This is a genomic window from Stenotrophomonas sp. YJH_SMC_8, assembly GCF_059371315.1.
This window is the reverse complement of sequence record NZ_JCAFUL010000008.1, coordinates 238,665-263,267: the sequence shown is the minus strand read 5'-3', so window position 1 is coordinate 263,267 and position 24,603 is coordinate 238,665. Positions and strand designations below refer to the sequence as shown.

Here is a 24,603-nt window from a genome sequence, read left to right as displayed (position 1 = left end):
TCTTCTGGCCGAAGGCCTTGCTCAGTGATGCGGCGGACAAGAAGTTCTCGACTAAACGGCGTCAAACGGGCATTTTTATGGTGGTTCATCCGGGCTCTTTGGGGGCTGGACAGGTGTGGTAACCACCATTTTCCAAAGATGCCCCGGATGAACAACCTACCGAGAGATCACAGTTAGTCGACTGCTCTCCGCTGCTCACCGGGAAGCACGCGCTGCGCGCGTGAGTCGACTGACAGTCGACTCTACCGGTTGTCCTGCGGCTCTTCGCCGCCCACCGGAAGCACGCGCTGCGCGCGCGAGTCGACTGCTCTCCGCTGCCCACCCGGAAACACGCGCTGCGCGCGCGAGTCGACTGACAGTCGACTCTACCGGTTGTCCTTCGGTCACGGCTCGACGCTAGACAGCTACTTCGCCGATACCCGCCACACCACGTCGCCCACGTCGTCGGCCACCAGCAGTGCACCTTCGGCGTCCATCGCCATGCCCACCGGTGCGCCCATCAGGGTCTTCTCGTCCTTCGAGGCGAAGCCGCTGACCACGGTCTGCGGCCGTCCGGTCGGCTTGCCGTCCTTGAACGCTACGTAGACCACTTCATAGCCGCTCAGCGGCGAACGATCCCAGCTGCCGTGTTCGCCGATGAAGGCACCGCCGTGGTACTGCGGAGGCAGCGCCTGGCCGGTGTAGAACAGCAGCCCCAGCGGTGCCACGTGCGAGCCGATGGCGTAGTCCGGCACGATCGCCTTGGCCACCAGATCGGGCCGCTGCGGCTGCACGCGCTCGTCCACGTGCTGGCCGTAGTAACTGTAGGGCCAGCCATAGAAGCCATCTTCCTTCACCGAGGTCAGGTAGTCCGGCACCAGATCGGCACCGATCTCGTCGCGCTCGTTCGCCACCGCCCACAGCTTGCCGGTGCTCGGCTCCCAGTCCAGGCCGGTGGGATTGCGGATGCCCGACGCGTAGATGCGGCTGCCACGCGTGGCCACGTCCACTTCCAGCACCACCGCGCGGCGGTACTCGACCGCCAGGCCGTTCTCGGTGATGTTGCTGTTGGAACCCACCCCCACGTACAGCTTGGTGCCATCGCGGCTGGCCAGCAGTTCCTTGGTCCAGTGGTGGTTGATGGTGCTGGGCAGGTCGGTGAACTCGCGGCCCTTGTCGGACATGCGGGTTTCGCCGGGCACGTAGTGGTACTGCAGGATGTTGCCGGTGTTGGCCACGTACAACGTGTCACCGATCAACTGGATGCCGAACGGCGAATGCAGACCCTCGATGTAGACGTGCTGGGTCCAGGTGTTCGTTCCCGGCGTGCGGCGCAGCAGGGTGACCCGGTTGCCGCCCTTGCCGGCCTTGCCCGAACGCGCCTTAACCTTGCCGGCGATCCACTGCTTGGGCGTAGTGACCGGCTCTTCGCCAGGGCCATTGCCTTCCACCACCAGCACATCGCCGTTGGGCAGGGTCAGCAGGCGCCGCGGATGCAGCAGGTTGGCGGCGATGCGCTCGATTTTCAGGCCCTCGGCCACCGTGGGTGACTGTCCGTCGGCCCAGCCCACGCCGCGCGGCACCTGCATCGGCGGCATCAGGAAGTTCTTCGGTGCCGGCAGCGGTGGCTTCGCACCGGACTGATCGGCGGGGTGGTATTCGGCCTTGCCCGCGCAGGCCGACAGGGTGACGACCAGTGCCAGCGCGCCCATGGTGGGCAGGATGTGCTTAGCCATGACGACCTCCCTGCAGCACCGGCGGCTGCAGTGACAGCAGGATCAGGCCCAGGGCGATCAGGCCCACGGTCAGCGCCGACAGGATCGTGCCTGGCACTGCAACGGCATACGCATCGCGGCTGTGCACGAAGGCGTTCCAGATGGCCAGCAGCACCGCGACCAGGTTGAGGAAGAAGTCGATGCGGTCGATGCGGGTGGCGGTGCCATTGCGGCGCCAGACCGCGAACAGGTTGATCAGGCGCGGCAGGACGGCGATCAGCAGGCCGAAGGTGATCAGCCAGGCAGCAGCCTTGCCCCACATCACCTCGGCACTGTTGAGGTAGATCGCATCGAAGATCAATGCACCGACGAAGAAGCCGAAGGGTATCGGGTTCAACAGGCTGAACAGCGTGGTGCCAAGGCCGCGGTGGGCCTGGGCGAGCGGATTGACCATCGTCGTGCTCCGTGCGGAAGGGTGCATGGGCTGTAGTAGCACAGCCGCATGTGAAGTCGCGCGATGACACCGGGTAGATCCACGCCACGCGTGGATACGCGCGCCAACCCGAGATCGGCATCCACCAGATGCAGGCCACCGCTGTCGTGATTACCCCACGGCATAAGCGTTTGTGACGCATCTCGCACATCTGCAGATTGCTTGTGTGAAGAGGTAGGGGGTTGTTCGTTGTGTCGCGTTTGGCTCGTTGCGATGGGGCAGATCCGCCCCGCCGTCCTGCCATGCCGATTCACAACAGAAGGATTCGTGTATGAAGCGACACACGCAACGCTCCGCGCCACCGCGCTCCGCGCGCCTGGCCCTGGCCACTGCCCTTGTACTGGGCAGCCTGGCCGTCACCGCCCAGGCCCAGCAGGCCGATCCGCTGGCCGGACGCCAGTGGCATCTGCTCAACACCGGGCAGGCCGTACTGGGCGATACCCTGCCGGTGGCCGGCAACGATCTGAACGTGGATGGCCTGTTCCGCAATGGCATCCGTGGCCAGGGCGTCACCATCGCCATCGTCGATGACGGCCTGCAGATTGCCCACCCGGACCTGGCCGCCAACGTCGCGGCAGTCGCGGGCAAGAACTTCGCCAACCAGAGCAACAACCCCTCACCGTCCAATCCCGACCGCGACAATCACGGCACCATGGTCGGCGGCATCGCCGGTGCGGTGGGCGCCAACAACCTGGGCGTGCGCGGCGTAGCCTCGGCCGCCACGCTCAAGGGCTTCAACTTCCTGGCGTCCAATGCCCAGGGCAATTCGAATTCCAACATCGAGTACTCGTGGTGGGATGGCGCCGAGGTCGCCGACGTGCAGGTCTTCAACAACAGCTGGGGCTCCAGCCCGGGCAACCCGAGCCTGCCCCTGGCCTACAGCCAGAACGACATCACTGCCTATGAGCAGGCCATGTCCGGCACCCGTGGCGGGCGCGGTGGCATCTACGTGAAAGCCGCTGGCAACAACCACGACAACGGGTACTGGCAAGATAACCTCGGCAACGGCTACGAAACCTGCACGAATGACACCAAGAACCGCAACACCGGTTGCGTTCCGGCCGGCCGCGATCCACGCAACAACCTGTTCAACGTGATCACCGTGGGTGCGGTGCGCGCCGATGGCGTGCGCTCGTCCTACTCGTCCACCGGTTCGGCGCTGTGGGTTTCCGCCTTCGGCGGCGAGAACGGCTGGCAGCGGCAGATCGTGCCGGGACAGCTGGCGATCCGTTACGACCCAGCCATCCTCACCACCGATGTCACCGGCTGCGCGCAGGGCAGCAACAAGAACGCGAGCCTGCGCAACACATTGGATGGCGACCAGTCGGCAATCGACAGCACCTGCAACTACACCGGAAAGATGAACGGTACCTCGGCGGCGACGCCGATGGTCTCGGGCGTGGCGGCATTGGTGCTTGAGACCAACCCGAACCTTTCCTACCGCGATGTGAAGTACATCCTGGCCACCACCGCCACCCGCAACGATCCGAATCGCGCCGCCGTGACACTGGCCGATGGACGCGTGCTGGTGCCGGGCTGGACAGTGAATGCCGCCGGCCGCGCCTACAGCAACTGGTACGGCTTCGGTGTGGTCAACGCTGCGCGTGCAGTGCAGGTCGCGGAGAACTTCCAGTCGCTGGGTGCACTGGTCGACAGCGGCTGGCGCACCACAACGCGCACCGTGGCCATCGGCAATACCTCGGCCGCTGCGGCGCGGCTGACTTTCCAGGTCGCCAATGGTGCGCGCAACATCGAGAGCGTGCAGCTGGGCTTCCGGGTGAACCACAGAAACACCCGCCAGCTGCAGTTCGTGCTGATCTCGCCCAGTGGCACGCGCAGCGTGGTGCAGCCGGCGTTCACCGGGATCGGTTCGGGCACCGGTGGGGTGCAGCGCAATTTCACCAACTGGGACCTGTTGTCCAGCAATGCCTTCCTGGATGAGAACGCCACGGGCACCTGGACGCTGGAAGTCACCGACCTGGGGCAGGCCGCGAACGCTGCATCGCGTGGCAACCTCGAATTCTTCAAGATCCGCGTTCTGGGGCACTGATGATGAAGACAACCATTCTGTTGAGCACCCTCGCCCTCGCGGCGATGACCACCACCGCCTGGGCCCAGAGCTCGGGCCAGACACCACCGGCGAAGACCTTGTCGACGGTAGACGCGCAGCAGTTGAAGGCGGAGGCCACTGGCCGTTCGTTCAATGTGGGCGGCTCCCGCTTCCAGCTGGCACCGTCGGCCAACGTGCAGCAGGCCAGTGGCGGCCAGTTCAGGATCACGACCGGTGCTGATTCCAGCGCGGCGGCCGTCGGCACCCGCAGCAAGCGGTCCACGGATGCATCTACTGGCGTGGCCGCACGTGCGGATGCTGGTGCCAGCAAGTTTGCGGCCGCTGTCTCCAACGATGGCGCACCGGTAGTGGCGACCTCGCGGGTCAAGGTGTTCTTCACCGATGCGGCCTCGGCCCAGCGTGCAGCCACCGCTACCGGCGGCACCGTTGTGAAGGTGTCCAAGGCTGCCGGCCGCGCGATCGTCGAGTACCCGTCGGTGAACGCGGCGCTGGATGCCACCACCAAGCTACTGTCGACCGCCGGCATCAAGGCGGCCGAGCCGGACGTGGTGCAGTGGGAAGAAACCAAGTAAGGCGTTGAGTGGTGCCCCGGCCGGCTGGCTCTCCTGGCCGGCCGGGGATTGATGGATGTGCCGACCAACGGCCGGCACCCACCGGATTCACGCATCGCGTGTCGACCAGGGTCGACACCTACCAACAGCAGATCCGGACGTGCCAACCCACCAGGAGCAGTGGTCGGCACACACCAGCGTCAGCGGACGGCGAGTGTGTCGCTGTGCTTGAGGCTGCAGCTGGCCAGCGCGTCATTGCCTGCCGCCGGATGTGCCGGCTCCAGCAGCAGGCGCTGTACGTCGGAGAACAGCTTGTCCACCGGCATGCCGTAGGGCGCGAACAGGCGCAGGCGGCCCTGGCGATCGAACACGTAACCACCGGCGATGTGGCTCATGGTGTAGGTATCCGGTACCTGGCCGGGCTCTTTCTCGTAGAACGCCTTGAAGTCACTGGCCATCGTGGCCAGCTGTGCTTCGTTGCCGACCAGGGCGATCGCCTTGGGGTCGAAGGCTTCCACATAGGTGCGCGCCACCTCCGGCGTGTCGCGCGCCGGGTCGACGCTGACGAACACCACCTGCAGCTGGTCGGCATCCTTGCCCATCAGGTGCTTCACCTGGCTCAGCTCGACCATGGTGGTCGGGCACACATCCGGGCAGCTGGTGAAGCCGAAGAACAGGTAGGTCACCTGCCCCTGCAGGTCCTTCGGGCCACGCACGGTGCCGTGGCTGTCGGGCATCGACCAGTGCTGGCCGAGCTCTTCGCAGGCGATGTCCTTGGAATAGAAGTCCATGCGCGACTGCGCACTGCAGCCGGCCAGCAGGCCCACAGCCAGGCCGGCCAGCAGCGGCAGGCGGAAACGGGGAGAGAGCAACGAACGGGCAACAACGGCAAGACGCATCACGGGTACCACCAACGCAGGCGCGGGCGGGGTCTCGGTCAGGCCTGCCCTTGGGGGAAAAGAGGGCTGAGGTACCGGGGTGATCGTGCGTTCCATGCCGATCACCCCGGCCACGGTCAGTTGATCATCATGTGGTAGTGCATGCTCCAGATGATCCACACCGACAGCGCGACGATGATGAACAGGATCACCAGGGTGAACACGAAGCTGGCCAGGTTCCAGCCACCTTCGGACTTGCGGTCCATGTGCAGGAAATAGACCAGCTGCACCAGGATCTGCGCCACCGCGAAGCCGACCAGCAGGAACAGCGTGAGCGGCCGCGACAGCACCGGGTTCATCACCAGCGCGAAGGGCACCACGGTCAGCAGCGCGCACAGCACGAAGCCGATCAGGTAGGACTTGGTGGAGCCGTGCGCATTGCCGGCGCGCGAGGTTTCGACGTGGGCCATGTCAGAAGGCTCCGATCAGGTAGACGAAGGTGAAGACGCAGATCCACACCAGGTCCAGGAAGTGCCAGAACAGGCTCAGGCACGACACGCGGGTGATGTTGGTCGGGGTCAGGCCGCGGCTGTAGACCTGGTGCATGACCACCGCCATCCAGATCAGGCCACTGGCCACGTGCAGGCCGTGGGTGGCGACCAGCGCGAAGAACGCCGACAGGTAGGCACTGGTGCTCGGGCCGGCACCTTCGTGGATCAGGTGCGAGAACTCATAGATCTCCATGCCGATGAACGAAGCGCCGAGCACGAAGGTCACGCCCAGCCAGCGCAGCACCGCCGATGCATCGTGGCGATGCATCGCCAGCACGGCCTGGCCGTAGGTGATGCTGGAGACCAGCAGCAGGAAGGTCTCGGCCATCACGAACGGCAGCGAGAACAGGTCCTTGCCGGTGGGGCCGCCGGCGTATGCGGTGCTGAGCACCGCATACGAGGCGAACAGCGAACCGAACAGCACCAGGTCGGACATGAGGTAGACCCACATGCCGAACACCTTCATGCCGCCCTGCTCGTGGCTGTGGTCGTGTTCGTGGTGGTCCTCGTGCGCCTGCGTATCGCTGGCCAGCTCCGGGCGGGTCAACAGGTTCATGCGCGTACCTCCTTCAGCTTGGCCAGGTTGGCCGCTTCAGTGCGCGCCACCTCTTCGGAACTGACGTAGTAGTCCACGTCCTCGTCGTAGGACCGCACGATCAGGGTCACGATCATCGCGATGAAGCTGGCCGCAGCCATCCACCAGATGTGCCAGACCAGGGCGAAGCACAGCACCAGGATCCAGATGTTGAGGATCAGCGGCACGCCGGTGTTCTTCGGCATGTGGATCGGCGCGTACTTCTTCGGCGGCGGCGGCAGGCCACGCTTCTTCGCTTCGTGGAAGGCGTCCAGCTCATCGGCCTTGGGCACCACGGCGAAGTTGTAGAACGGCGGCGGCGACGGCGTGGCCCATTCCAGCGTGCGTGCGTTCCACGGGTCGCCGGTCAGGTCCAGGTTGCGCTTGCGGTCGCGCACGCTCACGTAGATCTGCACCAGCATCAGGATGATGCCCGCGAACACGAACAGCGCACCGATGAAGGCGGCGATCAGGTACGGCGTCCATGCCGGGTTGTCGTACTGGTTCATGCGGCGGGTCATGCCCATGAAGCCCAGCATGTACAGCGGCATGAAGGCCAGGTAGAAGCCGATCACCCAGCACGCGAACGACCACTTGCCCAGGCGCTCGTTGAGAGTGAAGCCGAACACCTTCGGGAACCAGTAGGCGAAGCCGGCCAGGTAGCCGAACAGCGCGCCGCCGATGATGGTGTTATGGAAGTGCGCGACCAGGAACAGGCTGTTGTGCAGCAGGAAGTCCGCGCCCGGGATGGCCAGCAGCACGCCGGTCATGCCACCGATGGTGAAGGTGACCAGGAAGGCGATGGTCCACAGCATCGGTACGCTGAACTCGACACGGCCGCCGTACATGGTGAACAGCCAGGTGAAGATCTTCACGCCGGTGGGGATGGCGATGATCATCGTCATGATGCCGAAGAAGGCATTGACGCTGGCACCGGAGCCCATGGTGAAGAAGTGGTGCAGCCAGACGATGAACGACAGGATGCCGATCGCCAGCGTGGCGCCGACCATCGACTTGTAGCCGAACAGCTTCTTGCGCGCGAACGTGGCGGTCACTTCGGAGAAGATGCCGAACGCCGGCAGCACCAGGATGTACACCTCCGGATGGCCCCAGGCCCACACCAGGTTCACGTACATCATCGGGTTGCCACCCAATGTGTTGGTGTAGAAGTTGAAGTCCAGGTAGCGATCCAGGGTGAGCGCGCCCAGCGCCACGGTCAGGATCGGGAAGGCGGCGATGATGATCACGCTGGTGACCAGCACGGTCCAGGTGAACACCGGCATCTTCATCAGGGTCATGCCCGGCGCACGCATGCGCAGGATGGTGATGAACAGGTTGACGCCGGTCAGCAAGGTGCCGATGCCCGAAGCCTGCAACGCCCATATGTAGTAGTCCACGCCGACGCCTGGACTGAACTCGATGCCGGACAGCGGCGGATAGGCCACCCAGCCGGTCATGGCGAATTCGCCAACGCCCAGCGAGATCATCATCAGCGCTGCGCCGACCACGAAGATCCAGAAGCTGAAGGCGTTGAGGAACGGGAACGCCATGTCGCGCGCACCAATCTGCAGCGGCACGATGATGTTCATCAGGCCGACCACGAACGGGGTGGCTACGAAGAAGATCATGATCACGCCGTGCGCGGTGAAGATCTGGTCGTAGTGCTCGGGCGGCAGGAAGCCGTCACTACCTGGCCCGGCCGCGGCCAGCTGTGCGCGCATCATCAGCGCGTCGGCGAAGCCGCGCACCAGCATGACCAGCGCCACCACCACGTACATGATGCCGATCTTCTTGTGGTCCACGGTGGTGAACCAGTCGCGCCACAGCGGGCCCCACAGCTTGAAGTACGTCACTGCGCCAAGCAGCGCGAGGCCACCCAGCACCATGGCCGCCAATGTGACCACGACGATCGGCTCGTGCAGCGGCACGGCCTCCCACGTCAATTTACCCAACATGTTCGTTACTCCTGGGAAACCTGGGCACCACCGGCAGCGCCCGCCGGGGTAGCAGCAGCGGTGTTCTCACCGACGCCGATGAACTGGTCGATGACCTTCTTGAACAGCAGCGGTTCAACACTGGAGAAGTGCTGCACCGGTGCGTTCTTCGACGGCGCGGCCAGCGCCTTGAACTGCGTGAAGCTGAGCGCGTCGGGCGCGCTGCGCACTTCGGCCACCCAGCGCTCGAAGTCTTCGTTGCTGCTGGCGGTGGCGATGAACTTCATGTTCGAGAAGCCATGCCCGCTGTAGTTGCCGGACATGCCACGGAACTGGCCGGGTTCGTTGGCGATCAGGTGCAGCTGCGTGCGCATGCCGGCCATCGCGTAGATCTGCCCACCCAGCTGCGGGATGAAGAAGGTATTCATCGTCGAGTTGGAGGTGATGTTGAATGCCAGCGGGCGGTTGGCCGGGAAGTTGAGCTGGTTGACCGTGGCGATGCCCAGGTCCGGGTACACGAACACCCACTTCCAGTCGGTGGCGATCACGTCCACGTGCAGCGGTTCGCCAGCCACGTCCAGCGGCTTGTAGGGGTCCAGCTCGTGGGTCGACTTCCACACGATCACCGCCAGCACCGCGATGATGATCAGCGGCACGCCCCAGACCACGATCTCCACCTTGGTGGAGTGCGACCAGTCCGGCGTGTATTTCGCTTTGGTGTTGCCGGCGCGGTAGCGCCACGCGAACACGAAGGTCAGCACGATGGCCGGTATCACCACGATCAGCATCAGGCCGATGCAGATCAGGATCAGGTCGCGCTGGGCGAGCCCGACCATGCCCTTCGAATCCAGCAGCACCCAGTCACAGCCCGACAGGCCGACGCAGGCCAGGGCGACCAGCGCCAGGCGGATGCGGTTCCAGCAGATATTCATTGGAGGTCAACCCTGTTGAAGAAGCGCGCTTGACCGGCTCGCCTGCGCGCAGCGCCCGGGCGTGGAGCGGCTACACTGTGGGTACGAGGTCGCCTACAAGCAGGCGAACCACTCCAATCAAGCCCATACAAGATACATCATTGTATGGACTTGTGCATCTGCACGTATGGAAAAATCTGACCGATGACGCCACCTGCCGCCGGCCGCCGCCTGAAACACCCCAATCGCACCTGGGTCCGCCCCTTCCGCGAGGGCGCCGGCCCGCTGTACCTGCAGATTGCCCAGCAGGTGCGCGAGGCAGTGGATGACGGCGTGCTGCGCCCGGGCGACCGCCTGCCGCCGCAGCGCGACCTGGCCCAGCAGGTGGGCGTGGACCTGACCACGGTCACCCGCGCCTTTGCCGAACTGCGCCAGGCCGGCCTGCTCGACGCGCAGGGCGCGGGCGGCACCTTCATCGCGCTGTCGGCCGGCAACCGCAGCACCTCGGTCGACCTGAGCATGAACATCCCGCCGCTGCTGGGCAGCGCGCCGTTCGCACAGGGCATGGAGGCCGGCTTCCAGCACGTGGGCCAGCAGCTGGGCCAGGGCGAACTGATGAGCTACCACGTCGGCGCCGGCACCCGCGAGGACCGCGCCGCCGCCGTACAGTGGCTGGCACCGATGCTGGGTACGGTCGGCGCTGACCAGGTAGTGATCTGTCCCGGTGCGCAGACCGCGCTGTGCGCATTGATCCTGGCCCGCACCCAGCCGGGCGAGCTGATCGCCGCCGAACAGCTGACCTACCCGGGCCTGCTGGCCGCCGCGCGCGTGCTGCAGCGGGGCGTGGTGCCGGTGGCGATGGACGCTGAAGGCATGCTGCCCGAGGCGCTGGAAGAAGCCTGCCAGCTGCGCCGCCCGCGCCTGCTGTACCTGGTGCCGACCATCCAGAACCCCACCACGGCAACGATGTCGGCGCAGCGCCGGCAGGCCCTGCTGGATGTCGCCAAGCGCCACGATCTGAGCGTGATCGAAGACGATCCCTACTGGTTGCTGGCCGGGGACGCCGCGCCGCCGCTGGCCGCGCATCGCGACGCCGGCTGCCCTGTCTACTACATCTCCACCCTGTCCAAGTGCCTGGCGCCCGGCCTGCGCACCGCCTACCTGGTGGTGCCGGCCGGCGAACCGATGGAACCGGTGCTGGACGCCCTGCGCGCGATCGCCCTGATGCCGACCCAGTCGATGGTGGCGGTGGCTTCGCAGTGGATCCGCAGTGGCCAGGCCCAGGACATGGTGCAGCGCTTCCAGCAGGAGCTGCGCGAGCGCCAGGCCATTGCCGCCCGGTATCTGCCCGCCCGCGCCCAGGCCCATCCGGCCGGCCTGCACGTGTGGCTGCCGTTGCCGCCACGGCTGGACCAGTACCGGCTGATCCAGGCCGCCCAGGAACAGGGGCTGGGCATCGCCAGCTCCGACGCCTTCAGCGTGGAGGAGCCGCCACCGGGCAACGCGATCCGCCTGTCGCTGGGCGGCGCGGTCGACCAGGGCGCGCTGGCCGGGGCGCTGGCGAAGCTGAATGAGATCCTGTCTGAAGCGCCCGAGGCCCGGCACAGCGCCATTGTCTGAGTCATCCACGTGGCACGACATCCATACAAAGTGATATTTTGTATGCAATGTATGGATGAAGGGACGTGCATCGATGCGCGCCGAGAAACTGAAGTTCCACCTGGTGATGGCCGGTTGCGGCGGCTTTGTCGTGCTGATGCTGGCCGCGCTGGCCTGGGTCTGCCTGCAGCCGCAGACCGTGGACGTGCAGGCCGCCGAGCGCCACGCCATCGAGCAGTGCGTGCAGCGCAGCGAGGATCCGTCGCGTAGCGAGATCCAGCGCCGCGCGCAGGCCGATTCCTGCCGCGAGATGCGCAAGCAGTACGTGCACAAGTTCGGCCGGGAAGACTCCTGATGGGCGCAGCAGCGCCGCGCCGCCGCTTGCTGCTGCCGACGATGATCGCCCTCGCCTGCCTGTTCATGGCAGGCGTGGCGGCTGCACTGTGGCAGTACTTCGGCTACAGCGCGCAATCCACATTCACCGAACAGGCCATCGTCTTCGACGACTCGCAACTGCGCCTGCCAGCCGATCTGGCCGGTGATACCGGCCGCATCCGCGTGGTGCATTTCTGGGACCCGGCATGTGCGGTCTGCAACCGGGAGACCGGTGCACACCTGAGCTACCTGATCAGCATGTACCGCCGCGCCGGCATCGACTTCTACGCGATCCGCCGCCCTGGCACGCAGGGCGAACTGCCCGAGCCGCTGCGCAACAAGGTGATCAACCTGCCGACCATCGATGGCATCGAGCACATCCCGGCCAGCCCTGCGGTGGCGATCTGGGACCGGCAGGGCCATCTGGCCTACGCCGGGCCGTACAGCATCGGCATGGTCTGCAACTCGGCCAACAGCTTCGTCGAACCGCTGCTGGACAGACTGGTGCGCGGTGAAACCGTGCGCCCCAAAGGACTGCTTGCCGTGGGCTGCTACTGCCCGTGGCAGGCCAAGCGCTGAGGACGCGCAATGACATCACTGGCTCTGAGTGGCGCGACCGCCGCAAACAACAACGGCGGTCACCTGTCCGAACCGACCGATGGTTATGGACAGGCTCCCGCCGTTGGAAGCAACGATACGCCCCGACATGCTCCGTACATGCCGCGACCGGATGTCGCAGCGCACGAGTGGGTGCAGGACGTGCTCGCGCACAGCGGGCCGATCTACCTGCGCATCGTCAACTCACTGGAACGCACGGTGCGTCGCGGTGGCCTCGCCCCCGGCCAGCGCCTGCCCTCGCAGCGTGCGTTGGCGCAGCAACTGGGCATTGACCTGACCACGGTCACCCGCGCCTTCGATGAAGCACGCAAGCGTGGCCTGATCGAAGCGCGCGGACCGCAGGGCAGTTTCATCGCACCGCCCAAGGCCGGCTTCGACCAGGTGGTGGACCTGAGCATGAACGTGCCGCCGGTGCCTGATGCCGACGCGCTGGCGGAGACGCTGCGCCGTGGTGCCGCCGCCGTGCTTGCACGCAGCAACGCACCGAACCTGATGACCTATCACCTGGGTGGCGGCAACCCCACTGATCGCCATGCCGCGGCACGCTGGCTGCAGCCGATGCTCGGCGCCGTGGATGACGACTGCCTGCTGCTGACCGAAGGCGCGCAGGTGGCGCTGGCCGCGATCCTGGTCAGCCAGGGCCGCGATGGCGATACGATCCTGTGCGATGCGCTGGTCTATCCGGGGCTGCTGCAGGCCGCAGCGGCGCTGGGACGTCGGCTGCTGCCGGTGGACAGCGACGAACACGGCATGTGCCCTGAAGCGCTGGCAAGGCAGGCGCGTGACAGCGGCGCGCGGCTGGTCTATCTCAACCCCACCTGCCAGAACCCGACCGCGCTGACCCTGCCGCTGCAGCGGCGCAAGGCACTGGCGCGGGTGCTGGAACGCGAAGGATTGCTGGCGATCGAGGATGATCCGTACTGGCACCTTGCCGAGGACGCGCCAACACCGCTGGCGACACTGGCGCCACGCCATGTGTTCTACGTGGCAACGCTGTCGAAGGTGATCAGCCCCGGCCTGCGTACTGCCTTCGTGCACTGCCCAGGCGCCGCACACGCCGAGGCGATGACAGCCGCACTGCGGGCAACGCGGTTGATGGGCCATCCGCTGGTGTCGGCGCTGGCCAGCCAGCTGCTGCTGGATGGCTCGGCACAGTCGCTGCTGGCGCAGGTACGCAGCGAGGCACGTGAGCGCATGCGGATGGCGCGGTACCTGCTGGCGCCGTCGCTGCTGCAGCGTGCCGAGGGCCTGCATGCCTGGTGCCGGATACCGGCGCCGTGGACCGATGCGACCCTGGTGCGTATCGCCCAGCTGCAGGGGCTGGCGATCGCACCGTCATCGGCATTCTGCCCGCCAGGCGTGTCGCACCCGAATGGCGTGCGGCTGTCGCTGGGGCTGGCAGCGGACCGCAGGCAGCTGGAAAGCGCGTTGCGTCGGATCGACCGGCTGCTGTTGTCGGATGCGTTGCCGGCGATTGATCGGTAGCGCCGGGCCATGCCTGGCGAATCGTAGATCCACGCCATGCGTGGACAGGATGTGCCGACCAACGGTCGGCACCCACCAGGCTGGAGGAGGATCGGTAGCGCCGGGCCATGCCCGGCGGAAGATTCCCCGGCACGGTCGGAATGTGCCAACCAAGGTTGGCACCTACCACCGCAGGGTCAAGCCAGGGCAGAGAGGGCCCGCACCAACGCGTCCATCTGCTCCGGCCGGGTGAACACCGACGGCGTCACCCGTACACAGGCCCCCGATTCCAGGCCATCGCGATACGTGGTGAAAATCCGATGTTCATCCAACAGGCGCTTCTGCAGTGCCTGGTTCTGTTCCACCGAGGTGTGGCCGCGCAGGCGGAAACTGGCCAATGCACTGGCCAGCGCCGGGTCCGGCGAAGACAGTACTTCGATATGCGCCATCTGCCGCGCAGGCACCGTCCAGCGCTCGCGAAGAAAGCGCAGGCGCGCCTGCTTGTTGGTCACGCCGATACGCTGGTGTAATGCGATCGCTTCCGGCAGCGCCAGGTAAGCCGCGAAGTTGACCGTGCCGGTGTGCACGCGGCTGCCGACACGGCCATCGTCGGTCTCGCCCATGTACGGATCCAGGTCCGTCACGCGTCCCTTGCGCACGTACATCGCGCCGACACCGACCGGCGCGCCGATCCACTTGTGCAGGTTGATGCCGACGAAATCAGACTTCAGCTGCGGCACCGCATAGTCGATCTGGCCGAACCCGTGCGCGGCATCGACGATCACATCGATACCGCGCGCACGTGCACGTTCGGCAATCTCGGCCACCGGCAGCACCAGCCCGTGCCGATGGCTGACCTGGGTCAGCAGCACCAGCTTCAACCGTGGCAACCGCGCGAATGCGGTCTCGTAGGCCTGCACGATCTGCGCGTGGTCGGGCACCGGCGGCAGCGCGATGTGCTCGACCTGTACGCCACGACGCTGCTGCAGCCAGCGCATCGCGCCGATCATGCTGTCGTAGTCGATATCGGCATACAGCACCTGGTCGCCGGGCTGCAGGCGGTTGTAGCCGCCAATCAACGCCAGCATCGCCTCGGTGGCCCCCCGCGTCAGTGCGATCTCATCAGCACCCACACCCAGCAGCTCGGCCACCTGCCGCTGTACCGCCATGTACTGCGCCGGAAACGCGCGGCGCCCATACCAGGCATTGCCACGGTTCACCTCGGCGGTATGGCGCTGATAGCTGGCCAGCGTCTCGTGCCCCATCGCGCCCCAGTAGCCGTTCTCCAGATGGTTCACTTCGTCGGTGATGTCGAAGTGGCTGGCCACGGCGGCCCAATGGTTTTCATCGCGGGCCAGTACTTCCGGCGCCACGGTCGTCGCGGGAATCTCCATCGGCGAAGCGTAACGCGCAGCGGCGCTGGCCGGCAGTGAAGGCAGCGCCGCTGCGGCCGGCAGCAATGCACCGGCGCGCAGCAGGGAACGACGACGAGCGTCCATCAGAAGGTCAGCCGGTACTGCGCGTACAGGTTGGCACCGTCGGTGTCGTACGGCGCGTTGCGCGAGTAGACCAGGCCACGGCTGGCCTGGAACGTGGCCTCATCCGGGTAGCGATCGAGCACATTGTCGGCGCCCACGCGCAGGCTGTGGTGCTCGTTGATGCGATAGCCCACGGCCAGGTCGAGGAAGCTCATCGCACCGAAGCGCTGGTAGATGTCGCCCACCGCATTGCCGCTGGAATCGGTCCAGGCGCCGTAGTAGCGCATGCGCGCCATCAGCGACCAGGCGCCGATGTCCCAACTGCCGGTGAGGCTGCCCTTGTGCTCGGGCAGGCGGTCCTCAAACAGCACGCGCTGGGTTTCGTTGGTGGCCACCGATGTGCTGCCGTTGTCCACGCGGGTGCGGTTGTAGTTGTAGGCCAGGGTCAGCGTCATGCGGCCGGCGCCGAGATCCCGCAGGTAGTTGCCGACCACGTCCACGCCGGTGGTGGTGGTATCGAAGTCGTTGGTGAAGTAGTTCACCGAGGTGTAGCCCAGTGGATTGGGCGTACCGGCCGGAATGGCGAAGCTGGCCGACTGGCTGAAGCGATCGGTGAGCTTGATCTGGTAGACGTCCACCGAGCCGGACAGGCCGAGGTCGGTGCGCCAGGTCAGGCCCAGCGAGGCGGTTCGCGATTCTTCGGGCTTCAACGGCTTGGCCCCAAGCAGCTGCGCCAGCGGATCGTTCGGCGACAGGCGGCCACTGGTGAAGATCTGCAGCGTGCGCGTGTCCAGGCCCTGGCTGGTGCTGGTGGTGTTGAGCTGCGCCGGCGTCGGTGCGCGGAAGCCGGTCGACACGGTGCCGCGCAGGGCTACGTCCGGGGTGATCGCAAAGCGCGCCGACAGCTTGCCATCCAGCGTGCTGCCGAAGCTGGAGAAGTCCTCGTACCGGCTGGCCGCGCCGATGCTCCAGCGCTCGCCCAGCGGCACTTCCATGTCCACGTAGGCGGCCTTGCTGCGCTGGCTCCACTGCCCGGCCTGGCTGGCCGAGAAGCCCGGCGCGCCATTGGAATTGGCCTCCAGGCCCGCGGCCGCGCCCGGGCCCACCGCGTACGAGGCGGGGTCACCGGCGCGCACCTGGTAGGTTTCCTGGCGGAACTCGCCACCAAAGGCAACGTTGATCGGCTTGGACAGCGCGGCCATGTCCCATTCGTAGTTGAAGTCGGCGTTGGCGTTCTTCTCGGTCTGGGTCAGGCGGCCGAGATCGAACGCGGTGGGGCTGGCCGGGCCCAGCGAGGCGTTGATCGAGTTCTTCAGGCTGTAGTCGATCGCGTTGCGGCCATACGAAGCACTGACATCCCAGCGCAGCTTCGGTGTGATCTCACCGCGCAGGCCGCCGACCAGCTGCAGATCGCTCTGGACGTTGCCGTACTGCGGGCTGAAGCCCACCGGGTACAGCGAACGCAGGTTCCAGCCGGGGAAAATGGTGGTGGTGCGATAGGCACCGGTGGTGGTATCCGGGTTTCGCCAGTTGAAATCGCTGACACCGTCGCTGTGGCTGTACAGGCCGAACGCATACAGCTCCAGTGTGTCGCTGGCGTTGGCCTTCACGTTGAAGCCGACGCGGCGGCTTTCCAGTTCCGGCTGGCCCCAGCGCTGCACCGGGTTGGGTACCTCCAGCTCGGGATGCGCGGCCTGGAACGCGATGGCATCCGGGCGCTGGCGGGTGCGCGAGGTGGCATCGGAATTGGACGATTCGGCGAACAGCACCAGGCTGCCGTAGTCACCCAGCAACCAGCCGGTGCGCGCACTGAAGTCGCGCGACGCACCATCGCCCTGCGCATACTGCGAATAGCCGGCGGTGATCTCGGTACCCGGGCCGTCTTCGAGAATGATGTTGATGACACCGGCGATGGCATCCGAGCCGTACTGCGCCGAGGCACCATCGCGCAGTACTTCGATGCGCTTGATCGCACTGGTCGGAATCTGTGCCAGGTCGGCGGCCTGCGCGCCGCGGTTGCCGAGCAGCGCACTGCGGTGGAAGCGGCGACCGTTGACCAGCACCAGGGTCTGGTCCGGCGACAGCCCGCGCAGGGTGGCCGGGCGCACGAACACCTGGCCATCGGCCATCGGCAGGCGCTGCACCACGAACGACGGCACCAGCTGCGCCAGCACGTCCTTCAGGTCGGTGGATTCAACGGACTTGATGTCTTCCTTGGTGAACACATCCACCGGCGCCAGCGTTTCGAACTGGGTGCGGTTGGAGGCCCGGGTGCCGGTGACCAGCATCGCATCGAGCTGGGTGGGCACGGCGCGGCTGCCACTGCTGGCATCGACCGCATCGGCCTCCGCTGCGATCGCGCCTCCTGCGCTGGCCATGGAAAGGGCAAGGAGGATGGAACGCGAAAGCTTCGAACGATGCACGGCAGGGCTCCGGGAGGACACGACAGGGCCAGCACCTGTGTGGACACAACAGGTCTGGACAAGGCGCGCAGTCTCGGCGCGATCTGTGAAGGAGGCATGACGTCAGTGCGACAGCTTGATGCGCGATCGCGCATCGGTGCGAAAGGCATCCCCGCATGGCGTGGATCTACCGGCAGGTCCCGCATGTGCCGGCCCAGGCCGGAGTAGTAGATCCACGCCATGCGTGGATGAGCCTTGGCGCCTCGCGGTGTGGGGGCTAGCCCGTGCCCTTGCCTCCGAAGCCAAGGCGGGCCGGACGTGCCGTCCGCAGTGGAAAGAACAACATGCCAATGGACACCATCTGGAAGGGCGTGAACAAGAACCAGATGTTGTCGGTGCCGACAGCCAGGATGTTGAAGTCCAGATCGCCGATCCACTCCAGCCGCAGCAGTACTGTCACCAGTCCTCCAATGGTCGGAACCGGCAGAACGCCGTGACCGGCCAGCATCAATGTCGGTGTCAGCAGCCCGGCCAGGAGCGCGAAGCCGGCGCGGTACACCCAGGCATTGCCCTTCCAATACGGCGCGCAGCGCCACATCAGCAGCAGCAATGCCAGCGTCAACAGCCAGGGCAACAGCCAGGGCAACAGCCACTGTTCAAGCACCATGTCCATCATCGGCTCGGGTCCACAGGCCTGGCATCCCACGTCGTCGATCGCATGCCCCTTACCTCCCCCTTCATCCATGGTGCGGGCATTGTTGCCGGTACGCAGGCACATGCAAAGCCCAGCCAGCGCAAGAACTGCTAAACGCCGTGACTGCCGATCCGCTACTGTGCCGGGCACTGGATGCGGGGAACGGCAGGATGAGTGCGGCAGGCAAGGCGTTGTGGTACATCGAAACCCATGCAGATCGATCGCTGGTACTGGCCGATATCGCCGCTGCGGCGGGCCTGTCGCCATTCCATCTGTCGCGCCTGTTCCAGGCCCGCACGGGCACGTCGGTGGTGCGCTACCTGCGTGGACGGCGCCTGACCGCTGCCGCGCAGCGGCTGGCCGACGGGGCGGATGACATCCTGCAGGTGGCGCTGGGTGCGGGCTACACCACCCATGCAGCGTTCACCCGTGCCTTCAGCGAACAGTTCGGACAGACACCAGAACGGGTACGCGAGCAGGGCACCCATGGTCTGGCACTGGTGCACGCGATCCGCGTGGATGATGCGCCAGCTCCCTGCTGTGAAGCGCCCCGCCTGCTCGACACGCCCGCCTTCCAGCTGGTGGGCATCAGCATGCGACATACCCGCGATAGTGCCGGCGCAATACCCGGACAGTGGGCACAGCTCAACCGCGAGTGGCCGACGCCGGCGCCGATCAGTTTCGGCGTGTGCTGCAACAGCGACGATGACGGCGGCTTCGACTACATCGCCGCCCTGCCGGTGGGTTCGCTTCGCGCCGTGCCCACGCATTGGCAACGCGTGGACGTGCCCGCACGGCGCTATCTGGTGGCCTGGCACGACGGGCACATCTCGGCCATCCGCTCGACCTGGTTCTGGCTGCTGGACCACTACCTGCCAGGCTCCGGCCTCAGCCTGGCCGACGCACCGGACCTGGAACGCTATGACACCCGCTTCGATGAGCACACCGGCAACGGCGGCGTGGAGATCTGGTTGCCGGTGGACGGGCGTCCCTGCTGACATGGAGTTGAAGATGCGCATGAACACCGCGATTGTCGGGCTACTGCTGATGGCATCGGCGCTGTCCGCCCGCGCAGACGGCAGCTGGACGGCCGGCGAGCGCCATGGCACCACCACCTTGGCCAGCGCCAGCGTGCGCGATGCGCAGCACGGCGACACCCTGCGCTACACGGTGTGGTACCCGGCGCCGGCCGCCAGCCGGGAAACCGCACTCACCATCGGCCCGCCCGCAGCGCCGCTGTTCGATGTCGGCCGCTCGGCGTTGGAGGCGCCGCTCGCCGGCACTCGCCTGCCGACGCTGCTGCTGTCGCACGGCAACGGTGGCAGTGCACGCATGATGGGCTGGTTGGGCACGGCGCTGGCGCGGGACGGCTATCTGGTGATCGCGGTCGATCATCCTGGCAACAACGGCGCCGACGAGATGACGCTGACCGGCAGCACGCTGAGCTGGCTGCGCGCGGATGACCTGCGCGCTGCGCTGGCCGCGGTGCAGGCCGATCCGATTCTGGGCCGACACGTCGATCCTGCGCGGCTGGGCGTGGTCGGCTTCTCGGCCGGTGGCTATACCGCGCTGCTGGCCGCCGGTGCACGGCCCAACCTGCAACGGCTGCTGGCGTTCTGCACCGCACACCCCGATGACGGCGTCTGCCAGCCGCAGCAGGAGGCCGCCACGCACACGATGCAGGCACGCCTGGCCGCTGCGGCTTCGCCCGCGCTTGCCCCCTGGATCGCCGAAGCTGACGCACAGCGCGCGATTCCCGGCGTACGTGCCGTGTTCCTGCTGGCGCCCGCCATCGTGCAGGCGTTCGCGCCCGCACAACTGTCCGCGTTGCAGCAGCCGGTGTCGATCATGTTGGGCGAGGCTGACACGGTTGCGCCGCCGGAAACCAATGGTGCGGCCGCACAGGCGCAGATCCCGCACGCCACGCTGCAACGCCTGCCGGACGTGGGTCACTACGACTTCCTGGCGGCCTGTACCGCTGTCGGTGCGCAGAGGCTGCCCGAGCTATGCAACACGTCTGCCCCCAGGGCGAGAACCCACCAGGAGGCGGTGGATGCAGCCGTGCGATTCTTCGCAGGCGCATTGCGCTAGTGGTCGCCGGGCATGGCCCGGCGCTACAGTGGTCGCGTCCACGGAGGAACGATCATGCGCCTGCTGCACCTTGCCCTGCCGGTCTCCGATGTCGATGCCGTCGCCGCCTACTTCCACGATGTGCTGCAGCAACGCGTGGTCGGCAACCATGTGCACATCGGCTGGAGCACGATTGAACTGCAGCCCGCTGAAGGACGTCCGCTCGGTGGCGTGCACCTGGCGTTCAACGTGCCGGACAACCGCTTCGGCGAGGCGATGACCTGGTTGCGCGAGCGCACACCGTTGCAATGCAACCCGGCCGGACTGGACTACTTCGCGCTGGAGAGCAGCTGGCAGTCGCAGTCGGTGTACTTCACCGGCCCCGATGGCCTGATCCTGGAACTGATCGGTCGCCGCCGCCTGCCGGCCAGCACGCGCGAAGGCATGTTCCATGGCAGCGAGCTGGTCTGCCTGAGCGAAGTCGGCCTGCCCAGCCACGATGTCGACGCCGTGCGCGAACAGGCCAGCCAGCACTTCGGCCTGCAGCCGATCAGCCCACCCTCGCCGCAGTTCGCGCCGATGGGCGACGACGAAGGCCTGCTGATCGTGGTGGCGGCGGATCGACGCTGGTTCCCCGAGCAGAAGGACCTGCCCAATGCACGGGGGCTGACGCTGCAGGTGGGCGACGTGACAGGCCGCGGGGAACTCCGCGACGACGCACAGGGCTGGCAGGTAGCCGCGATCTGACGCGGCGCGCTACGGCGCGGACGGGTTGTGCGCCACTTCGATCCGCACATGCAGTGCCTGCAACTGCGCGACCGCCTGGTTGAACACCTGCAGATCGGCGTCCACCAGGGCCGTCCAGTCAGGCGTGTGCCCCAGCAGCTGTGCCACCTGTTCGTTCGGTGCGCGGTCAAAGCCTTCGCCAAGCACGGCAAGATAGCGCTCACGGAATCCTTCCGGGTCACGCTGGTCCTGCACGTAGAGCTGCACCGCCAGCAGCCCCGCATACAGGTAGTTCACCAGATAGTTCGGGTCGTCATACATCAGGCGCTTGGCGATCCAGCCGTTGCGCAGCTGCGGATAGCGCTCCGGCTGCTGGCCGAAGCGCGCCAGCACCTGGCCGGTCAGCTCATCCAGATCGTCGGCGGTGCCCAGCGTGCCGGCGGCAACGCCCTGGTAGATCGACTGCTCCAGCTGCGCCTCCTCCGATGAGGTGAACAGCTGCAGTACCATGTCGTCCAGCAGCGACTTCAGGTAGTAGGCCTTTGCACGCGGGTCCTGTGCCTGCTGGTACAGCTGGCCGCGGAAACGCAGCTCGTTGTAGATGGCGAACGCCTCGGTCAGCCATGGGCTGCCATTGCGCTGCAACGGCGATGCATGACCGCGCTGCATCCACTCGCCGTGCAGGGCATGACCGGCTTCGTGCGCGATCTCGACGTCGCTCTCCAGATCACCGCTGCGCACCCCAACGAACAACATCGCGGGCGCGCCGGGGGCGTTCACCGGGAACGCATCCTGGCTGCGCTCACCACGTTCGGTGGCCAGGTCCATGCGGTGGTTGGCCGGGTCAAGCAGCGCGCGCAACTCGGCGACGTAGGCCGGCCCCAGATGCTGCATGGCGTCGGCAGCGGTGTCGCGCAGCTGCCCCAGTGACAGCACCGGCGGCGCGTAGCCGGCGTCAGGCACCGTGGTATCCCAGATCTGCGGCGCGTCGATGCCAGCGCGCGCGGCGTGGCGCAGCAGCATGTCCTGGTAGGCGCGTCGATCTCCTGCATGGTGTTCGATCGCCAGCAACGTCGCGTCTACTGTTGATGCATCCAGGCCCATGTGCTGATAGCCACGCGCCGGCGCCGAACCCTCCCCATGCAGGCGCGCGGCCTCATTGTTCACCTGCACCAGGCCCAGCAGCACCGAAGCCATCGGCTCACGGCGCGATTGCAGGCCTTGCCAGTAGCCCTTCCAGCCCGCCTCGCGCAAGGCGCGGTCAGGCTGCCGGGCCAGTGCCTGCCTGTCGCGCCCCGTGTCCCAGTGCTGGCCGCCGCGCTCGATCTGCTGGTACTCGGCCGTGCGCAGGATCTGCCCACGCAGGCGCGCGAAACTGTCCAGCGCCGGATCAGCCAATGCATCCACCGCCTCTTCCAGCGTGGCATTGGCTGGGGCGGCGGCCTCCTTCAATGCGCGCGTGCGCAGGAAGGCATACGGTGCGGACCAGGCCGCGTCCGCAGGTGCCTCGCGCAGCGCGGCGCGACCGGTGCGGGCAATGCGGCTGCACAGCGCCATCACCTGGTCCAGCGCCTGTGCCGGACGATGATCGCGCGCGTTGCGGGCGGCCTGCAGGTGCAGGTAGCTGTGATGGCGCAGGCACTGCGCCTCCATGGCCTCGGCCTGCTGGAAACGTTCCGCGGGTGCGATGCCCGCAGCATGCTGCAGGGCCTCCAGCTGCCTGCCCAACGCATCTCGCGCGGTCTGTTCGGCTGCGGCGCTGGCGAAGTAGGCGCGATCGTCGGCATGCAGCGGCTGCGCATGCAGGCCGGTGAAGGGCACCATCGCCAGCAGTGCGGCAATGGCGGTGGTGCTACGCATCCTGCGAATCTGCATCGGCCTCTCCCTGCCTGGGTCAGGCCTCGAGCCTAGCAGCCGCTCCCCTATCCTGCCTGTGCCGAGTGAGGCATCAGATCGACTCATCCTCGCGCTTGACCAGCGTCCAGCACGGCGCCTGCGCGAAGGTGTAGGTCTGCTGGTCACTGCTGTCCGGGGTGCGGATCTGCACCTGGCGCTGCCCATCGGCCAGTGTGTTGACCTGCAGCTCGCGGCCCTGTCCGGCCAGTGCGGCGGGATCCGGCATCACCGGCCACTCGACGTCGGCCAGCGCCAGCCGGCTTTCCACCTTGCGTGGTTCCGGCTCGGCCTCGGCATCGATATAGCTGTCCAGCAGCGGGTCGGCGGTGGCCTTTTCCTGCAGCGTGATCTCGTTGCCGAAATGCTTCAGGAAGGCATCGAAGTCCGGGTAGGGGCATTCGCTGCGCGCTGGTGCCGGGGCAGGCGTGACCACTGCGGCCGTGGTGGCCGGCGCCGGCACAGCAGGTGCGGCGGCGGTGGGTGTGGTCTGGGGCGCAGGTGCGCACGCAACCAGCGTCACGCTGCAGGCGAGCATCAGCACGGCAGGGGAACGGTATTGACGCATGGGCTCATCCTGAATCCGGTCCGGTCGCTCCATGCTACCGCGCACCCTACAATTCCGGCATTCCGCCTGTCCGAGATGCCCATGCACCGCCTCCTTCTCCTGTTCGGCCTGCTGCTGCCTGCGCTGTGGCCCGCGCATGCCATGGCCGTCGATGTCCGCGAAGGCGACCTGCTGTTCGTCACTGCCGGCCATAGCGGCCTGAGCGCGGCCATCGACGATGCCACCGGCAAGCAGGGGTCGACCAGCTTCGACCATGTGGCCCTGGTGGCCTCGGCGCCGAAGGGCTGGGAGGTGCTGCACGCGGACGAGAAGGGATCGCGCCGGCAGTCGCTGGCCGAGTTCCAGCAGGAAGCCCAAGCCAAGCAGCGGCAGATCGTGGTCTATCGCCTGCGCGCGCCGCAGCGGGACGCGATCAAGGACGCGGTCGCCAGCGCGCGCACGATGCTGGGCAAGCCCTACAACACGTCGTATGTGTTGAACGAGGACAGCTACTACTGCTCGGACTTCATCGAACGCGCCTTCCGCGCGCATCACGTGTTCGCGCTGCAGCCGATGAACTTCCGTAATCCGCAGACTGGAGAGATCGCCCAGCACTGGGTCGACCTGTACCGTGGGATGGGCATGGACGTGCCGCAGGACCAGCCTGGCACCAATCCCAACGATATGTCGGCGGCACCGGTACTGCAGCGCATCGGCGTGCTGGAATAGGCGAAGCCCCGCACAAGGCGGGGCTTCGCCGGTCACACCGCGTGTGCGGCGAGGTCATTCTTCTTCGTCGTGGCCGCCCTGCTGCTGGTTGCGCTCTTTGCGCTGCTGATCCTGCTGCTGTTGCTGCTGCTGGTCACGGCGTCCCTGCTGCTGATCCTGCTGGTTCTGCTGGCCCGGCTGCTTCTGGTTCGGGTTCTGGTTCTGCTGTGCCATGTCCGTTCTCCGAAAGCCACTCGCGGAATGCGGTGGACGCGGCCATCGTCTGCAGCGATTGGTTAATCACGCGTGGGTGGGCGGCTACATTCGTGTGTACGGCTGTGAATGAACGCGCCCGGCCCCTTGCGGCACAAG

General features: G+C 66.5%; 24 protein-coding genes. 10 read left to right on the top strand and 14 right to left on the bottom strand.

Annotation, left to right across the window (positions count from 1 at the left end; genetic code table 11):
- From AC5P88_RS12530 to AC5P88_RS12520, 3 genes are all read right to left on the bottom strand, one after another.
- Positions 1–89 (bottom strand): leucine zipper domain-containing protein (locus AC5P88_RS12530; protein ID WP_353075060.1); only part of this gene is annotated, 89 nt, incomplete at its 3' end.
- Between the two features lie 315 nt (positions 90–404).
- Entirely contained in the window at positions 405–1,715 is a 1,311-nt protein-coding gene (locus AC5P88_RS12525) for a PQQ-dependent sugar dehydrogenase (protein ID WP_111113878.1), read from the bottom strand.
- Positions 1,708–2,148, bottom strand: coding sequence for a DUF2231 domain-containing protein (locus AC5P88_RS12520; RefSeq protein ID WP_106550610.1), 441 nt, complete (start codon positions 2,146–2,148; stop codon positions 1,708–1,710). The genes AC5P88_RS12525 and AC5P88_RS12520 overlap by 8 nt, the downstream gene beginning before the upstream one ends.
- Positions 2,149–2,458: 310 nt before the next feature.
- On the opposite strand from AC5P88_RS12520, the gene AC5P88_RS12515 reads away from it, so the two are divergent.
- Both AC5P88_RS12515 and AC5P88_RS12510 read left to right on the top strand, forming a co-directional pair.
- Positions 2,459–4,237, top strand: coding sequence for a S8 family serine peptidase (locus AC5P88_RS12515; RefSeq protein ID WP_495225177.1), 1,779 nt, complete (start codon positions 2,459–2,461; stop codon positions 4,235–4,237).
- The gene (locus AC5P88_RS12510; protein WP_106550613.1) at positions 4,237–4,830 is read left to right on the top strand and encodes a S8 family serine peptidase; all 594 of its coding nucleotides are present in this window, start codon (positions 4,237–4,239) and stop codon (positions 4,828–4,830) included. The genes AC5P88_RS12515 and AC5P88_RS12510 overlap by 1 nt, the downstream gene beginning before the upstream one ends.
- Before the next feature lie 179 nt (positions 4,831–5,009).
- Here the strand turns inward: AC5P88_RS12510 and AC5P88_RS12505 are convergent, their stop codons facing one another.
- The 5 genes from AC5P88_RS12505 to cyoA form a co-directional block, all read right to left on the bottom strand.
- Positions 5,010–5,708: an SCO family protein gene (locus AC5P88_RS12505; protein ID WP_495225176.1), complete on the bottom strand. Its 699-nt coding sequence runs from the start codon at positions 5,706–5,708 to the stop codon at positions 5,010–5,012.
- Between the two features lie 116 nt (positions 5,709–5,824).
- A complete protein-coding gene (gene cyoD, locus AC5P88_RS12500; RefSeq protein ID WP_005411473.1) occupies positions 5,825–6,157 on the bottom strand; it encodes a cytochrome o ubiquinol oxidase subunit IV in 333 nt (110 codons plus the stop codon).
- Between the two features lies 1 nt (position 6,158).
- Positions 6,159–6,794, bottom strand: coding sequence for a cytochrome o ubiquinol oxidase subunit III (gene cyoC / locus AC5P88_RS12495; protein WP_106550615.1), 636 nt, complete (start codon positions 6,792–6,794; stop codon positions 6,159–6,161).
- Positions 6,791–8,767 carry a cytochrome o ubiquinol oxidase subunit I gene (gene cyoB / locus AC5P88_RS12490; protein WP_006474876.1) on the bottom strand — a complete coding sequence of 659 codons (1,977 nt, stop codon included), beginning with the start codon at positions 8,765–8,767 and terminating at the stop codon, positions 6,791–6,793. Before cyoB ends, cyoC begins: the two co-directional genes overlap by 4 nt.
- Before the next feature lie 5 nt (positions 8,768–8,772).
- Positions 8,773–9,678, bottom strand: a complete 906-nt coding sequence (cyoA, locus tag AC5P88_RS12485) for a ubiquinol oxidase subunit II (RefSeq protein ID WP_010482114.1) — start codon at positions 9,676–9,678, stop codon at positions 8,773–8,775.
- A gap of 183 nt (positions 9,679–9,861) precedes the next feature.
- Between cyoA and AC5P88_RS12480 the strand changes: the two genes are divergently transcribed.
- Genes AC5P88_RS12480 through AC5P88_RS12465 form a run of 4 tightly spaced genes read left to right on the top strand, consistent with a single transcriptional unit; the run spans position 9,862 to position 13,734 of the window.
- Positions 9,862–11,277: an aminotransferase-like domain-containing protein gene (locus AC5P88_RS12480; protein ID WP_495225175.1), complete on the top strand. Its 1,416-nt coding sequence runs from the start codon at positions 9,862–9,864 to the stop codon at positions 11,275–11,277.
- A gap of 55 nt (positions 11,278–11,332) precedes the next feature.
- Entirely contained in the window at positions 11,333–11,611 is a 279-nt protein-coding gene (locus tag AC5P88_RS12475) for a hypothetical protein (protein WP_005414763.1), read from the top strand.
- Entirely contained in the window at positions 11,611–12,210 is a 600-nt protein-coding gene (locus AC5P88_RS12470) for a DUF6436 domain-containing protein (RefSeq protein ID WP_106550617.1), read from the top strand. Before AC5P88_RS12475 ends, AC5P88_RS12470 begins: the two co-directional genes overlap by 1 nt.
- Before the next feature lie 9 nt (positions 12,211–12,219).
- On the top strand, positions 12,220–13,734 hold the full coding sequence (locus AC5P88_RS12465) for an aminotransferase-like domain-containing protein (protein ID WP_495225174.1): 1,515 nt from the start codon (positions 12,220–12,222) through the stop codon (positions 13,732–13,734).
- A gap of 176 nt (positions 13,735–13,910) precedes the next feature.
- On the opposite strand, the gene AC5P88_RS12460 is transcribed toward AC5P88_RS12465, so the two are convergent.
- The 3 genes from AC5P88_RS12460 to AC5P88_RS12450 all read right to left on the bottom strand — a co-directional run bounded on the left by AC5P88_RS12460 (position 13,911) and on the right by AC5P88_RS12450 (position 18,371).
- The gene (locus AC5P88_RS12460; RefSeq protein ID WP_495225173.1) at positions 13,911–15,212 is read right to left on the bottom strand and encodes an aminotransferase class V-fold PLP-dependent enzyme; all 1,302 of its coding nucleotides are present in this window, start codon (positions 15,210–15,212) and stop codon (positions 13,911–13,913) included.
- On the bottom strand, positions 15,212–17,614 hold the full coding sequence (locus AC5P88_RS12455) for a TonB-dependent receptor plug domain-containing protein (protein ID WP_495225172.1): 2,403 nt from the start codon (positions 17,612–17,614) through the stop codon (positions 15,212–15,214). Before AC5P88_RS12455 ends, AC5P88_RS12460 begins: the two co-directional genes overlap by 1 nt.
- Positions 17,615–17,870: 256 nt before the next feature.
- Positions 17,871–18,371: a hypothetical protein gene (locus tag AC5P88_RS12450; RefSeq protein WP_495225171.1), complete on the bottom strand. Its 501-nt coding sequence runs from the start codon at positions 18,369–18,371 to the stop codon at positions 17,871–17,873.
- An 86-nt stretch (positions 18,372–18,457) separates the two neighbouring features.
- Between AC5P88_RS12450 and AC5P88_RS12445 the strand changes: the two genes are divergently transcribed.
- From AC5P88_RS12445 to AC5P88_RS12435, 3 genes are read left to right on the top strand one after another with little or no spacing between them, the layout of a single operon-like run.
- The gene (locus tag AC5P88_RS12445; RefSeq protein WP_495225170.1) at positions 18,458–19,285 is read left to right on the top strand and encodes an AraC family transcriptional regulator; all 828 of its coding nucleotides are present in this window, start codon (positions 18,458–18,460) and stop codon (positions 19,283–19,285) included.
- A 13-nt stretch (positions 19,286–19,298) separates the two neighbouring features.
- On the top strand, positions 19,299–20,378 hold the full coding sequence (locus tag AC5P88_RS12440; protein ID WP_495225169.1) for an alpha/beta hydrolase family protein: 1,080 nt from the start codon (positions 19,299–19,301) through the stop codon (positions 20,376–20,378).
- A gap of 54 nt (positions 20,379–20,432) precedes the next feature.
- Positions 20,433–21,104, top strand: coding sequence for a VOC family protein (locus tag AC5P88_RS12435; RefSeq protein WP_495225168.1), 672 nt, complete (start codon positions 20,433–20,435; stop codon positions 21,102–21,104).
- 9 nt (positions 21,105–21,113) lie between these two features.
- Here the strand turns inward: AC5P88_RS12435 and AC5P88_RS12430 are convergent, their stop codons facing one another.
- The gene (locus AC5P88_RS12430; RefSeq protein WP_495225167.1) at positions 21,114–22,958 is read right to left on the bottom strand and encodes a M3 family metallopeptidase; all 1,845 of its coding nucleotides are present in this window, start codon (positions 22,956–22,958) and stop codon (positions 21,114–21,116) included.
- Positions 22,959–23,031: 73 nt separating this feature from the next.
- Positions 23,032–23,544 (bottom strand): hypothetical protein, encoded by a 513-nt coding sequence (locus AC5P88_RS12425; protein ID WP_495225166.1) that lies wholly within the window; start codon positions 23,542–23,544, stop codon positions 23,032–23,034.
- An 81-nt stretch (positions 23,545–23,625) separates the two neighbouring features.
- Between AC5P88_RS12425 and AC5P88_RS12420 the strand changes: the two genes are divergently transcribed.
- Positions 23,626–24,252 carry a YiiX/YebB-like N1pC/P60 family cysteine hydrolase gene (locus AC5P88_RS12420; RefSeq protein ID WP_111108650.1) on the top strand — a complete coding sequence of 209 codons (627 nt, stop codon included), beginning with the start codon at positions 23,626–23,628 and terminating at the stop codon, positions 24,250–24,252.
- 54 nt (positions 24,253–24,306) lie between these two features.
- Here the strand turns inward: AC5P88_RS12420 and AC5P88_RS12415 are convergent, their stop codons facing one another.
- The gene (locus AC5P88_RS12415; protein ID WP_014038817.1) at positions 24,307–24,465 is read right to left on the bottom strand and encodes a hypothetical protein; all 159 of its coding nucleotides are present in this window, start codon (positions 24,463–24,465) and stop codon (positions 24,307–24,309) included.
- Between the last annotated feature and the right edge of the window lie 138 nt (positions 24,466–24,603).